The organism is Streptomyces sp. NPDC048825 (assembly GCF_043198355.1).
Classification (GTDB): domain Bacteria; phylum Actinomycetota; class Actinomycetes; order Streptomycetales; family Streptomycetaceae; genus Streptomyces; species Streptomyces xiangluensis.
This window is the reverse complement of sequence record NZ_JBICUR010000024.1, coordinates 129,491-143,274: the sequence shown is the minus strand read 5'-3', so window position 1 is coordinate 143,274 and position 13,784 is coordinate 129,491. Positions and strand designations below refer to the sequence as shown.

Sequence of the window (13,784 nt, the reverse complement as noted above, 5' to 3'; positions counted from 1 at the left end):
TCACCCTCCCGGCGGCTGCGGGGGGGGGGGGGCGGGGGTCACCGGGGTTTTTGGGGGGGGGGGGGGGGGGCCGCCCGGGGGGGGGGGGGGGCCCCCGCCGGGGGGGGGCCCACCACACGTTGCCGCTCTGACTCGGCGAGGCGTGCTGAGCGTGTGCGGGGGCCGAAGACGGCCAGGGCGATTGCGCCGATGTCCCTGGGCCTGCAGCTCATCCCGGTTGTCACCGGCGGGTCCGTCGTGGAGGATCAACGGCGTTCGAGGCGCATGGAGTTGCTGTGCGCGGTGGGGGCGAGGGGGCGGCGATTTTTTCCGTAGTCGTCAATGTGCTGGTCGGTCTGGTGACCAGCCTCATCGGTGGTGGGTTCGTCTGGCTCTGGGAGCGCGGCAAGCGTGCCCGCGTGCTGCGGCGCAAGGCGGACTTCTTCGGTCTTGTTCCTGGGGAGACCTGTTTCATCGTCATCGGCAACAAGCACAACGCGCGAGGGGTCGCGACGCACAAGGAGATCCGCGCCATGATCGAGGTGGCGACCCTGGCCGGCCAGCTCGGCTGCGACGTCGCCACCGAGTCCAGCGACGATTTCCGTGGCAGCAACGACGACCGCACGGAGTTCTGTATCGGTGGTCCGCTCGGCGAAGCGAACCTCCGTGCGGGCGGCCACCTTGCGGCTCATCTGCCCGGTGTCAGCATCCTGCCGTACGGTCAGGGTCCCGAGTCGGTTGCGTTCGTCGTCGGTGGCCGGCGCTACCTCTTTCGGAAGAACGAGGTGGAGTACGCGCTGGTGGCCAAGTTCACGCCGCCACAGGCGACTCGCCCGGTCGTGCTGGTCTGCGGCCAGAGCTCCCTGGCGAACCAAGCCGCGATCCACTTCCTCAAAAGGAACCACCGTCAAGTGGCCGATGCCCTCGACTCGGTCGACCGTTTCTGCGTCCTCATCAAGGTCGCGGACATCGGTACTTACGGCTTCCAGGGCGCGAGCCTCGAACGGGACATGACTGGTGCCGCGTTCACCGCATCCTGACGTCAGGGGCGCGCCAGTCCCGCCCCGGCTCGGGGCGGTGCCTCGCCCAGCACAAGTGCGGCCGCCGCCGCCCAGTCACGCGTGCGGACAGGCGATTGCGTTCGTTGGCCATCCGTCCGGAGCGGTTTCCCGGTCGACGAGGCACCGCTCGATTCGTCGGCCCATTCGGCGGCGTCTTTGTCGGTGTCCCTGGTGACGGGCACGATCAGTTGGTCGGCATCACTGCCCAGACGCTGGGGCAGCAGCTGCGCCAGCCCGCTGTGGGGGTGCAAGGAGCGCCCTGCACGGGGTGCGACGGTCCGCTGGATGGCAGCCTCTTACGGCCATCGGGCTTTCCCCGAATACCGGGAAGTAAGGGCATGTGGTCAGGCGAGCTGTTCTGGCTGTCGGCACCAACTCGGGGAGCGCATCAGTGGCCGCGTCTTCTGGAAGGCGATGCGTCAGCGCATGTCTGCCGCATCGAGCAGGGCGCCTACAGTGGGCGCGATGAGCCCGGTCAGCTTGTCGGCTCCGATTCCCGCACGGGCGCTGGCGCCGTCGAAGACCAGGATCAGCTGCCGGGCCAGCAGGTCGGGATCGCTCGCCCCACCCTGTTCGGCCGCGGAACGGAAAAACGCCGTCAGGTTCGCCTTGACCCGGTGGGCCACCCGGCTCGCAGGGTGGCTCTGATCCTTGAGCTCGACCTGAACAGCCAGGTACCGACAGCCTCGGAACTCGGGGGCACCTGCCTGCGACTCCATCCGCTCGAAGACGTGCAGGATGCGCTCGCGGGGTGACCGGCCATCGTCCGCCGCGGGCAGGAGGGTCGCCACGAAGCCAGAGGCACGCTCCTCCAGACTCACTGCCAGCAGTTCGTCCTTGCTCTCGAACAGCTGGTACATCGAGCGCTTGGACACCCCCGCCGCCTTGCACAGCGCCTCGACGCCGATGCCGACACCGTCTCGGTAGGTGAGCGTGGCCGCCGCCTCCAGCAGCCGCTCTCTGGTACTTGGCTTTGCTTCGGTGGTCATACGGCGAGGTTAACTCGATGCGGACGAAATGAAAACCGATCGGTTTCACGGTGTGCCTGCCGTGGCGGTTTCCGGCGCCGCGCGCAGGTGTGCGGACCCAGGACCCTCGGAGTCCGCACAGAACCGAACGATGGCCCCGTCCTGGTGATGTCGGGTATGCCCTCCGCTACACCGCGACGGCAGTCTCCTCAGGCTTCGTCTCGGCCGGGACGCGGTGCAGCCCCTTGCGGTCGTACCAGCCCAGCACGCCGAAGCCGAACAACGCGGCCGCCGCGAGGCCGACGGCCATCATCGCCCAGCCTCGCGTCAGACCCGCGTCGCCCTGGGCGTCGTAGTAGAGGATCGAGCGGATGCCACCGGTGATCTGCCGCAGCGGCTCGAACTCCGCGAGGAAGCGGTAGAAGCCGGGCAGTGCCTCGAGGGGGGTGGTGGCGCCGGCCGTCGGCACCGCCATCCCGATGAAGACCAGCGTGACCACCAGCATGCCGGGCGTGCCGAAGACGGCAAGGAGGGTGAGCGCACCGATCCCGGAGACCGCGATGGCGCACACCGAGAACAGCCACAGCAGCGGCAGATGGGCTGCGTCCATGCCCATGATGCCGACCGCGCCCACCATGACCAGGGTGCCCATCAGCAGGGACAGGCCGACCATGAGGGTGCTGCTGATGGCGAGGGTCTGCACCCGGGTGGCCCGGATCAGCGGGCGGTGCAGGCGCAGGGGGCCCATGTCGTTGTGGGTGTAGCCGAGGGCGTGGTCCACCTGGCCGCTGATGACGTTGGCGGAGAGCATGCCGCAGACCACCAGGACGAGCGCGTAGTAGAACGCCGTCAGGCCCAGGCCGCTGTGTGAGTCGAGCGGATGGCCGTCCTTGACCGTGACGGCGGCCGGGTCGGCCAGGAGGATGCGTGCCGCGGCGGGCAGTTTCGCCTGCTCGGCCCCGTTCTGCGCGGTCAGCTGCTTGCCCAGCTGGAGCGAGGCGTTCTCGGCCGCCTGCGTCGTCGCCGCCCGCGCCAGGCTGGAGCCCACGCTGCCGGCGGACTGGTTGGTCAGCACCGTCAGCGTCGGGCGGGCCGGGGCCCCGGTGGTCGCGGTGCCGGTGAGTGAGGTGGTGGAGGAGGTGAAGTCGGCGGGGATGACGAGCGCGCCGTACAGCTTGCCCTCGCCGAACTCCTCCTTCACCCCCTTCTCGTCCATCACCTTCCAGTCGATCTTGCCCCCGCTCTCGGTGGACTTCTCGATCGACTCGGTGATCTGAGCCCCCAGGTTGACCTGCTTGCCGTCGACAGCGGCTCCCTCGTCGGCGTTGACCAGACCGACGGGCAGTTTCTCCGTGTGGTCGACCGGATCGATGTTGGCGCCCACGTAGAACACGGTGAACAGCAGCGCGAGTACGCCTGTGATGACGCCGTTGGCGATCCACAGAGGTTTGGCGCGCAGCACGCGGAAGGATGAATCCCACTCATGACTTACTCCGGTCTCGACAGCAATGGCACAGCGGGAGGAGGCCGGACGGCGTCATCGCAGGTCGGCGCCCCTCAGAACGTTCAGTGAGTCTGGTGGCGGGACTCGCCCTCACGGCGAGAAACCGATCAGTTTCGCTCCGAGCGTAAACCGATCGGTTTTCGCGTGCAAGTTCAGGGGGTGGGCCACCCCGCGACCCGCTCCTTGCCGTCCGGTGAGAGGGGTCGGCTACGCAGTGGGGCCAAGGCGCTCCAGCGCTGCGAGACCTGCGGTCGCACCCGAGATCTCGACGACGCCGAGGGCGTCCATCACCCGCACCCGCGCCCCTTCCATGTCGCCGCCGAAAGCGCCGAAGCCGTCACGGAGCCCGCGGTGACCGGCGGGAACGGTCTCGCGCCGTTCGGTGCGCCGGCCGGACTACGAGGTGTTCCTGGTGTCCCGGATGCGCGAGCAGTACGACCAGCTGAACGACAGTACGGCCGCCGTGGCGACCGGGCTGCAGTCCATCGGCCGCCTGGTCGTGAGCGCCGCGGTGCTGATGTGCGTGCCGCTCGCGGCGATCGGGATGAGCGGTGTGCTGACCATGAAGCTATTCGGCGTCGGCATGGTGTTCGCGGTCCTGGTGGACGTGCTGGTGGTGCGCATCCTGCTGGGGTCGGCCGTCATGAAGCTGATGGGCAGGGCGGCCTGGTGGGCGCCGGGGCCGCTGGCCCGCTTCTACACGCGGTACGGCATCAAGGAGACCGACGTGCCGACCGACACCGAAAAGCCGGTTCCCGTCGGGGTCTGAACCCCCGGCGGGGAGGGGCCGAAGCGCCTTCCCCCAAGGCGCTTCGGTCCCCGTCACCGTCTTGCCGAGCCCTGAGACCGAGCGCCCGCTATGAGTGCTCAGCGCCAGTGGGCAGGTCTTTTAGACCTCTGTGGCCGGGTACCCGACGGCATGCGGAACGACAGCGAGGAGGAAACGATGAGCACGGTGAAGGAAGCAGTGGACGTCGAGGTCCCCGTGCACACGGCCTACAACCAGTGGACGCAGTTCGAGGAGTTCCCGAAATTCATGGAGGGCGTCGAGGAGGTGCGGCAGCTCGACGAACGGCACAACCACTGGACCACCAAGATCGGCGGGGTGCGGCGCGAGTTCGACACCGAGATCGTCGACCAGATGCCGGACGACCGGATCACCTGGCGGGTCGTCGAAGGCGAGACCCGGCAGCGGGGATCGGTCAGGTTCGAGCGGCTGGACGACACCCACACCCGGGTGGAGCTCACGATGGACGTCGAGCCTTCCGGTATGGCAGAGAAGGGCGCGGACATGCTCGGCGTGATCGACCGCCGGATCAAGGGTGATCTGCACCGCTTCAAGGGCTACATCGAACAGCGCGGGGGAGAGACGGGCGCTTGGCGGGGACGCGTGCGGCCCGAGGATTCTGGTTCGGCCTGACAAAACGGAGGCGTGAAGGGCTGGGCGGACCCGTCGCCGAGGCGTGACCGGGTGGTTCGGGATACAGAGATACAAGTGCCGTCCCTGCCGTCCACACGCACGCCTCATGCCGGCACCGAATCCGGCATGACCGGTGGCGCGCTGTACGGACTCTCGCCCAATCCGCCATTCGGCGTGCCTTCAGCACCTATCACCTTTGGGGCGGTTGGCAGCGACGTGACGGTGCAGCGCTCTCGTTCACCCTGCCGACGTCGACTGAGCAGTCAATCGCCAATCACCTGGAGCCGTCATGGAACCGCATGATGCTGCCTCAGGCCCTGAGACCGCCCGCGTGGCCCTGATCACCGGATCCGACTCCGGAATCGGCCGCGCGACCGCGGTCCGGCTGGCCGAGTCCGGCATGGACATCGGTGTCACCTGGCATCGCGATCGGGAAGGGGCACGGCAGACGGCGGACGAGGTACGCCGGACCGGGCGCCGTGCGGAGATCCTGCAGCTGGACCTCACCGGGCTTCCGGAGGCCGCGGACGTCATCGACCGGCTGGCCGAGCGGCTCGGCAGGATCGACGTGCTGGTCAACAACTCGGGGATCGGCACCATGACGCCCTTCCTCGACCTGGATCTCAGCACCGTGCGCCAGGTCCTCGATGTGGACCTGGTGGGGCCTTTCCTGTGTGCTCAGCGCGCCGTCCGTCACATGATCGCCCAGGGTGACGGCGGTCGGATCATCAACGTGACCAGTGTCCATGAGCATCAGCCGCGCGTGGGCGCGGCGCCGTACTGCGCGGCCAAGGGCGGCCTCGGGCTGCTCACCCAGGTGATGGCACTGGAACTGGCCGAGCACGGGATCACGGTCAACTCCGTCGCTCCCGGAGAGATCGCCACCCCGATGACCGGACAGGAGAACACTGACGTCACCGCCGAACGCCGGCCCGGTGTGCCACTGGGCCGCCCAGGCGATGCCCGTGAGGTTGCGGCCGTGATCGCCTTCCTCGCAGGGGAGGGCGCATCGTATGTCACGGGCGCGTCTTGGGCGGTGGACGGAGGGATGCTGCGGATGGGCCCGCAGGCCGGCGGCCATCTCCCCGACGACGGCTGGCGGCGCCTTTGAGCGCGCGCCGGCCAACCTGGTTGTCGTCGCCCAGCCCGGCGTCATCCACAAGGATCTCTTCGATCTCACCACGCCCACCGTGCCCCCCTCCGCGCGAGGCGGTACCCGCCGTATGAGCATCGGCGGGCGAGTCTGTTGTGACCCTGGCCCGCCGGCTCGGTCACTCGAGCCCGAGCGTCACTGAACCCGGGCGGCGGCCCTCACGGCGATTGCTCAGAGCCAGTCCCGCCGCTTGAAGATGACGTACAAACTGGAGCAAACAACCCCCATCAGGGCGATCGCGAAGGGGTACCCGAGTACCCAGTGCAATTCCGGCATGTGCGTGAAGTTCATGCCGTAGATCGTCCCGACCAACGTCGGAGCGAACAGGATCGCCGCCCAAGAGGAAATCTTCTTGATCTCCTCGTTCTGTTCGAAACCCGCCTCCGCCAACGCCCGCATCTCCGCGTTCTGTTGCTGCGTGACCAGCGTCGCGTTCACCGTGAGGATGTCGGTGAGGGCCTGGCGGAAGCCGTCGACGCGTTCGCTGGTGTGGGTGACGTGGTCCGCCACGTCCCTCAGGTAGCGCTGGAGTTCCTCGTCCGTGCCGTACTTCGCGAAGCCCGCCATCAGGCTGTGCAGCATGCCGACCAGGGGGCGGGTGGCGCGCTGGAACTCGACCATTTCGCGGGAGAGTTCGTAGATACGGCGGGAGACCTCGGGGTCGCCGCGGAAGACCTCGGTCTCGATCTCGTCGATGTCGTTCTGGACGCCGGAGACGACCGGTACGTAGCCGTCGACCACCGCGTCCAGGATCGCGTACAGGACTGCCTCGGGGCCCAGCTTCAGCAGCTCCGGGCTCTCCTCCATACGGCGGCGTACGGCCGAGAGGTCGGGTGCCGCACCGTGCCGGACGGTGATCAGGAAGTCGGGGCCCACGAACACATGCAGCTCGCCGAAGTCGACCTCCTCGGGTGCGTCGAGGTAGCGGGCGGCGCGCAGGACCACGAAGAGGGTCTCGCCGTAGCGTTCCAGCTTGGGACGCTGATGGGCCTCCATCGCGTCCTCCACGGCAAGCGGGTGGAGGTCGAACTCGTCGGCCAGCGACAGGATTTCGGCCTCCGTCGGACGGGCCAGCCCTATCCACGCCATACCGTCCTGCTGCTTGCGCAGCTCACGGAAGGTCTCGGCGAGCGACTCGGGCGTGGAGACGCGTACGCCGTCGCGATAGAGCGCTGCCTGGACGATGCTGCGCGATTCCGCCTCAGTCGGGGGCGAAGGAGCCGGACGGGGGTTCGGCGGCTCCGCGGACGGTGGCCCCGACGGGGTCATGCCGCGTCGCCACACCGACTTGCGGATGCTCTTCGCGGCGGGTAGGGGGCGGGCTCGGCGCTCCGGCATCGCGGCTGCCTCCTGGGTCGAGTCGAATGGCTGTCTCTCTTGCCCCTGCTTACCTCACAGCCTGGCTCATCCCCGAGTCCGGCCTGTTCCCGAGTCTGACTGATGCCAATGAATTTCAAGTCGCAGCGCCCCGGCATGCGGACAGAACCTGTCCGCACGCCTCGCTAACCTGCGGAGCATGACGAAGACCTCGACCGCCCCCGTGCTGAGCGCCCGCGCCCTGAACAGGGCGACCCTCGACCGGCAGCTGCTCCTGCGCCGGGCAGCCCTGTCCGCGACGGAGGCCATCGAGCACCTCGTCGGCCTCCAGGCACAGAACGTCAAGCCCCCGTACTACGCGCTCGCCGCCCGCCTCGAGGGCTTCGATCCCGAGGAGCTCTCGGCGGCGATGGGCGAGCGTGCGGTCGTACGCATCGTGACCATGCGCTCGACCATCCATACGCACACCGCCGACGACTGCCTCATACTGCGGCCGCTGGTGCAGGCCGCGCGTGAGCGGGAACTGCACGGCTTCCGCAAAGGGCTCGTCGGCGTCGACCTGGACCGGCTCGCCGCGATCAGCCGGGAGCTCGTCGAAGCCGAGCCGCGCACCATGAAGCAGTTGCGTGAGGCGCTGCTCGCCGAGTGGCCCGACGCCGACCCGCTCGCCCTCTCCGTCGCGGCCCGCTGCCGACTGCCCCTCGTCCAGGTGACCCCACGTGGCATGTGGGGCAGAAGCGGCCAGGTCGCGCTCACCACCGCCGAGCACTGGCTGGGCCGCCCCGCTGCACCTGTCCCCGCGCCCGACGACACCGTGCTGCGCTATCTCGCCGCCTTCGGCCCCGCCTCCGTCAAGGACATGCAGACCTGGGCCGGCCTCACCCGGCTCCGCGAGGCCTTCGAACGGCTGCGACCCCGGCTGCTCACCTTCCGCGACGAGAACGGCGTCGAACTCTTCGACGTCCCGGACTCGCCCCGCCCGGACCCCGGCACCCCGGCCCCACCTCGCCTCCTGCCCGAGTTCGACAACCTGCTTCTCTCACACGCCGACCGCTCCCGAGTGGTCCCCGCCGCGTACAAGGGGCGCAGTTGGCAGGGCAATCAGGCCTACCGCACGCTCCTCGTCGACGGGTTCCTCAGGGGCGTGTGGCAGCTTGAGGAGTCACGTGACGGCGCCGTGCTCACGGTCCAGCCGTTCGATCCCCTCACCCGGCGCGAGCGTGACGACGTGGTCGCGGAAGCGGAGCGGATGCTGTCGGTCCTGAGTTCGGCAGCCTCGTACGACATCCGGTTCGGCACCGTCGTACGCGCCTGAGAGCACAGGCAGAACCGGTACAGGCAGAGCCTCAGTCCGCGCGTCCCGTCGCCGCCACCGTCACGCCCAGCCCGATCATCGCGAAGCCGCCCGCGCCGCCGATCACCGACAGACGACGGTCCGAGCGCGCGAACCAAGTACGGGCCGCAGCCGCGGTGAGGCCCCACAGGGTGTCGGTGATCAGGCCTATGGATATCGGGACAAGACCCAACAGGAGCATCTGCAAAGACAGTTGGCCGGCCGAGTGGTCCACGAACTGGGGGAGTACGGCGGCGAAGAAGACGATGCCCTTGGGGTTCGTAACGCCTACGAGGACGCCGTCCAGCACAGTCCGAAGATCGCCACGGGCCGCAACCACCGCCCCTGACGGCTCAGCACCGATCGCCGAGACCTTCAAGTCCTTGCGGTGGCGGAACGCCTGGACGCCGAGAAACACCAGATACGCGGCGCCCGCCAGTTTGAGCGCCATGAAGGCGACGACCGACCGCTCGACCAGCGAGCCGACACCGATGGCCACCGCCACGACGAGGAGGTACGAGCCGAAGACGTTCCCGAACGCCGTCGCCACCGCCGTGCGCCTGCCGTGGGCCAGCGCGCGGCCGATCACGAAGAGCACGCTGGGGCCCGGGATCACGATCACGAGCAGTGACATGGCCGCGAAGGCCAGGAAACGGTCCATGGACACCATGCCCATCACCTCCATCGAGCCACATTGAAACAGGCGGCGCCGACAACGTGCCGAGGCCTGTGGACAGTCCCGGCATGTGGACGGTGAAGGTCTGTGGGCAGTGCAGAGAGGCAGACCGTCCAGGCACGTGGATGGGGCGCTACGTGGATAGGGGGCGTTGCGACCCGCTCGTGGCGGCCCGCAACGCCCCCTGGCGTTACCTGAGCGGGTTGGTGCTCAGGAGTTGATTTGTGACGTGACGAGCGAGGAGAAGGTCGTCAGTCGGGTGTAGACGCCGGGGACGCCCGCGTCGGCGCAGCCGTCGCCCCACGAGGTGATGCCGGCGAGCCTGCCGCCGATCACGAACGGGCCGCCGCTGTCGCCCTGGCAGGTGTCGACGCCGCCCTGCGTGTAGCCCGCGCACACCATGTCGCTGGCGACGAAGCGCGAGCCGTACGCGGAAGAGCACGAGGAGTTCGAGACGGTCGGGACCGTCGCGGTGCGCAGCTGGTTGGAGGAGGAGCCGCCCGAGCGGGTGGTGCCCCAGCCGAGGATGCGGGCGGTGGCGCCGGCCGCGTATACGCCGGTGTCGGAGGAGGAGACGTAGCCGATCGGGGTGTACGGCATCGACGTCGACAGGGTGAGCACGGCGACGTCGTCGCCCCGTGTGACGGAGCTGTAGTCGGGGTGGATCCATATTCTGCTGACTCTGGCCACGGTGCCGTTCGTGCCGTTGCGGTAGGTGCGGCCGCCGACAACTCTGACGCCGCTCGTGGTCTCGCCGACCATGCAGTGGGCGGCGGTGACGACCTTGTTCGCGGCCACGAGTGTGCCGCCGCAGAACTGGCTCTGGGAGGAGTCGGTGATCTGCATGACGTACGGGTACGCGGACGCCGTCGTCGTCGTGCCGCCGACGATGGGGTTGGGAGCGGCGCTTGCGGTGGTCGCGCCGAGCAGTCCGGTCGTTGCGGCTGCGGCGACCGCCGCGGTGACGGCGATGGCCTTCTTGGCAAGGGTGAGCCCGAACATGAGTCTCCTCAGGAGTGCCGGTGGGGGGTTGCACTGTGGGGGGAGCGGTGTGGGGGTGCTGCGACGGCCTGCGGGCGTGGGTCCCACGCTAGAAGCGGACCTCTCGTTTCCCCAATGAGGGAACCCCCTGCGGGAGTTGGCGAGGGAAAACCCTCTATCACCCGTCGCTCGACCGCGCTTGCAAGGCCCCTACGACCCCTCGGCCACCCACCGCTCGACCCGCGCTCACAAGGTCCCTACGACCCCTCGGCCACCCCTTGCTCGCCCTGCGCGTGCAAGCGCCGTACGACGGCCGCGGTCACCCGCCGCGCGACCCCGATTCACCCCGTCCGCTGCTGTCCTGCCGCCAGCCGCACGATGTCGACCCGCGACCGGATCCCCAGCTTCCGGTAGACCCTCGTCAGTGTCGCCTCGACCGTCTTCACACTGATGAACAGACGTGCCGCGATCTCCCGGTTGGTGGCCCCTTCGAGTACGAGCGCGGCGACCTGACGCTCCGTCGAGGCGAGCCGGTCGAGCTCCACGGGAGCGGACCAGCCACCGGCCGGCGGTACGGCGCCGACAACGGAACCCACCGAACCCGTCGCACCCAAAGCGCCTGCGGAACCCATCGAGCCCACCGCCCCCGTGGCGCCGACAACAGCCGCCTCCACCTGCCGCAGCCACGGCACAGCCCGGCACCGCCGCAACAGCCGCGTCGCCTCGTCGTACGCACCCCGCGCCGACCGCTCCGACAGCCCCGATCCACCAGCCCGCTCTGCCCGCAGCCGCCCCAACTCCAGTGCTACGCGCGCCTCTTCGAGTCCGTACCCCAGCTTCGCCAGCTGCTCCTGCGCGGACGTCAACTGCCGTACGGCCGCCTCGTGTTCGCCCTGTGCGGCCTTCAACAGCGCCTCGGCCCGGTCCAGTACGGCCAGAACGCTCGCCCGCCCGAGCCGCGATGCGTGCTCGCGCGTGGCGTCGATGACGTCCTGCGCCTCCGCGAGCTCGCCGATCCGGATCAGAGCCTCGGCTAGGTCACCGTGCCAACGGCCGCGTGCGGGATCGAAGATGCCGAGCCCTTGCTCCAACTCCCTTGCTCTGCGCAGAGACTGCACCGTCCCCGCGGCGTTCCCGGCCACGAGCTGGGCGTGTCCGAGCGCGCCCAGCGCGCGTGAGAGGTAGATCAGGTCGCCGTCCTCCTCGGCGCGGCGGACCGCGTCGCCGGCCAGGGCGAGGGCCCGGTCCACGTCACCGCCGGCGGCCTCGGCGAGCGAGGTGAACATGTTGCCCGCCGCTTCGCCGATCCCCGTGTCCCGCCCGAGCGCGAGGCTCTCGTGGGCGAGGTCGAGGGCCCGGCCGCAGTGTCCGGCGCGCAGTTCGGTCTCGGCGAGGCCGCGCAGGAAGTGCACCTCGGCTTCGACCATGCCGCGCTTGCGGACCTCGACGAGGAGCCCGGTGATCGTCGTGCGGGCCTCGGTGAGCTGGTCGCTCATGATCTCCCAGCGGAAGCGGGTGGCGCCCGCGCCGTTGTGATCGCAGGTCACCTGCGGGTCCTGCGGCTCCGTGAGCGCCCGTTCCAGGGTCGCCGGGGCGTCGGGATGCCCCATCAGGGTCTCCATCTGGGCCTGGAACGACAGGGCCATCAGCTCGGTGCGCCGGTCGGCGGCCGTGGCGGCGAGCCGCGCGGCGTGCGCGGCCTCCTCGCGGCCCTTCGTCATCTCGCCCTCGACGAGCAGGGCCCGCCAGGCGAGTTGGTAGCGGACCAGTGCGAGGAGCCGTGGGTCGTCGCCCGCGTCGGCGAGGGCCTGCGGGAAGACGGACTCGACCTCGGCCATCGCCTGGCCCGCCGCGTCGATGACGACCATCCAGGCGCGTACCCGGATCGCCGCGTCGGTCGCCCGGTCCAGTGCGTCGCGGGCCACCTCCCGCGCGAGGTCGATGTCACCGGAGGTCAACGCATCCTCGGCGGACCTCAACCGGCGTTCGTCCGCGCCCGGTTGGGCGTCCGGCGGGGTGTGCCGGGCGGCGAGCAGGCCGAGTTGGGCCGCGACCGAGGGAGCGCCGCGGTCCCGGGCGAGGGTCGCGGCCTCGGCGAGCCGCGCGGCGACCTGCTCGTCCGTACCGGTGGTGGCCAGGGCCAGATGGCGGGCCCGCTCGATCGGGTCGGAGGCCGCCGTGGACAGCGCGGCATGGGCGGCTCGCCGCTCCTGGGGCGTCGCCTGCGCGTAGAGCGCGGCCGAGACGAGGGGATTCGCGAACCGTACGGTTCCCTCCTGGCCGTCCGGACCGCCTGTCGCCACCAGCCCGAGGGAGGCCGCGAGCGCCGTCTCCGACTCCGCGTCGTCGCGGCCCGCGGCGTGCAGCAGCGCGAGCGTGGGTCGCGCCCCGGCGCTTGCGACGAGCAGCGTGCGCCGGGCCTCGGCGGACAGCAGATCGAGGCGGCTGAGGACCAGGGCGCGCAGCGAGGTCGGCACCGGAAGCGGCTCGCCGGGGCGGGGCGGCGTCGGGCTCTCGGCCAGGGCGCGGCCGAGTTCGAGCGCGAACAGCGGGTTGCCGCCGCTGGTGTGGTGGATGTCCCGGACGGTCGAGCGGCGCAGACCGGTGTAACCGCGGGCGGCGAGGAGTTCGGAGACCTGGGAGCGGGTGAGCGGGGCCAGGCGCAGGGCGAGCGACTCCGGAGGATACGCGCGTAGATACGGAACGTGTTCTTGCTCCTTCGGCTCCGTGCGCGTACGCACCGCGCCGAGCATCCGCACCGGCATCCCGCCGAGGCGACGGGCCGCGAAACCGAGCAGCTCGGCGCTGGGCGCGTCCAGCCACTGAAGGTCGTCCGCGACGAGGAGAACGGGCCCCCTGGCCGCCAGTGCGCGCAGCACCGAAAGCACCGCGAGGCGCAGCGCCAGGCCGTCCCGGTGCAGGGACGATTCGGCGCGGCCGGTGAGTGCCGCTTCGAGCGCGGCACGCTGCGGGAGGGGCAGAGCGTCCGCCACCTCGTCGGCGACAAGGCCGAGCAGATCGACGAGGGCAAGGAAGGGGAGGTGCGATTCCGACTCGGTGGCCGAGCAGCGCAACACGGTCCGGGCCGATTCGGCGTATTCCGCGTCCAGGGCGCGCAGCATGGTCGATTTCCCGATTCCGGGCGGACCGTGCAAGAGGACGCTGCCCCCTCCGGAGAGCTGGTCACGCGCCCGCCCCAGCAGCTCGTCCCGGCCGATGACCTGGTCGGAACGGGGTCTGACAGGCTCCTCGGCATCCCGTCGCACGCGCACCGCCCCTCTCATGTCGTGTCCGTTTCAATATTAAGCAAAGACCCCCTGAATTTCGGAGGGGTGCACCGTGAAAGAAATAACAGGGTAGGGGTTGCGTCCAGGGTTTTGGTATACGGGATT

At 69.7% G+C, this 13,784-nt stretch carries 11 protein-coding genes; 5 read left to right on the top strand and 6 right to left on the bottom strand.

Annotated features, from left to right (window positions below; genetic code table 11):
* Positions 1-275: 275 nt before the first annotated feature.
* Positions 276-1,019, top strand: coding sequence for a hypothetical protein (locus ACGFNK_RS40535; protein WP_393424725.1), 744 nt, complete (start codon positions 276-278; stop codon positions 1,017-1,019).
* A gap of 440 nt (positions 1,020-1,459) precedes the next feature.
* On the opposite strand, the gene ACGFNK_RS40530 is transcribed toward ACGFNK_RS40535, so the two are convergent.
* Both ACGFNK_RS40530 and ACGFNK_RS40525 read right to left on the bottom strand, forming a co-directional pair.
* Positions 1,460-2,029 carry a TetR/AcrR family transcriptional regulator gene (locus ACGFNK_RS40530; RefSeq protein WP_393424722.1) on the bottom strand — a complete coding sequence of 190 codons (570 nt, stop codon included), beginning with the start codon at positions 2,027-2,029 and terminating at the stop codon, positions 1,460-1,462.
* A 166-nt stretch (positions 2,030-2,195) separates the two neighbouring features.
* The gene (locus ACGFNK_RS40525; RefSeq protein WP_393424719.1) at positions 2,196-3,470 is read right to left on the bottom strand and encodes an SNG1 family protein; all 1,275 of its coding nucleotides are present in this window, start codon (positions 3,468-3,470) and stop codon (positions 2,196-2,198) included.
* Between the two features lie 424 nt (positions 3,471-3,894).
* Here ACGFNK_RS40525 and ACGFNK_RS40520 point away from each other — a divergent pair, with 424 nt between their 5' ends.
* The 3 genes from ACGFNK_RS40520 to ACGFNK_RS40510 all read left to right on the top strand — a co-directional run bounded on the left by ACGFNK_RS40520 (position 3,895) and on the right by ACGFNK_RS40510 (position 6,043).
* A complete protein-coding gene (locus ACGFNK_RS40520; RefSeq protein WP_393424716.1) occupies positions 3,895-4,281 on the top strand; it encodes an MMPL family transporter in 387 nt (128 codons plus the stop codon).
* Between the two features lie 177 nt (positions 4,282-4,458).
* Positions 4,459-4,932 (top strand): SRPBCC family protein, encoded by a 474-nt coding sequence (locus tag ACGFNK_RS40515; RefSeq protein WP_393424713.1) that lies wholly within the window; start codon positions 4,459-4,461, stop codon positions 4,930-4,932.
* A 289-nt stretch (positions 4,933-5,221) separates the two neighbouring features.
* Positions 5,222-6,043 carry an SDR family oxidoreductase gene (locus ACGFNK_RS40510; protein ID WP_393424710.1) on the top strand — a complete coding sequence of 274 codons (822 nt, stop codon included), beginning with the start codon at positions 5,222-5,224 and terminating at the stop codon, positions 6,041-6,043.
* A gap of 213 nt (positions 6,044-6,256) precedes the next feature.
* Here the strand turns inward: ACGFNK_RS40510 and ACGFNK_RS40505 are convergent, their stop codons facing one another.
* Positions 6,257-7,423, bottom strand: coding sequence for a magnesium and cobalt transport protein CorA (locus tag ACGFNK_RS40505; RefSeq protein WP_393424707.1), 1,167 nt, complete (start codon positions 7,421-7,423; stop codon positions 6,257-6,259).
* A 178-nt stretch (positions 7,424-7,601) separates the two neighbouring features.
* Between ACGFNK_RS40505 and ACGFNK_RS40500 the strand changes: the two genes are divergently transcribed.
* The gene (locus ACGFNK_RS40500; RefSeq protein ID WP_393424705.1) at positions 7,602-8,717 is read left to right on the top strand and encodes a winged helix DNA-binding domain-containing protein; all 1,116 of its coding nucleotides are present in this window, start codon (positions 7,602-7,604) and stop codon (positions 8,715-8,717) included.
* Between the two features lie 31 nt (positions 8,718-8,748).
* Here ACGFNK_RS40500 and ACGFNK_RS40495 read toward each other — a convergent pair whose 3' ends face one another.
* The 3 genes from ACGFNK_RS40495 to ACGFNK_RS40485 all read right to left on the bottom strand — a co-directional run bounded on the left by ACGFNK_RS40495 (position 8,749) and on the right by ACGFNK_RS40485 (position 13,658).
* Positions 8,749-9,405, bottom strand: a complete 657-nt coding sequence (locus ACGFNK_RS40495) for a LysE family translocator (protein ID WP_393424702.1) — start codon at positions 9,403-9,405, stop codon at positions 8,749-8,751.
* A 216-nt stretch (positions 9,406-9,621) separates the two neighbouring features.
* Entirely contained in the window at positions 9,622-10,413 is a 792-nt protein-coding gene (locus ACGFNK_RS40490) for a S1 family peptidase (RefSeq protein WP_386350232.1), read from the bottom strand.
* Between the two features lie 320 nt (positions 10,414-10,733).
* On the bottom strand, positions 10,734-13,658 hold the full coding sequence (locus ACGFNK_RS40485; RefSeq protein ID WP_393424699.1) for an AAA family ATPase: 2,925 nt from the start codon (positions 13,656-13,658) through the stop codon (positions 10,734-10,736).
* Positions 13,659-13,784: the final 126 nt, after the last annotated feature.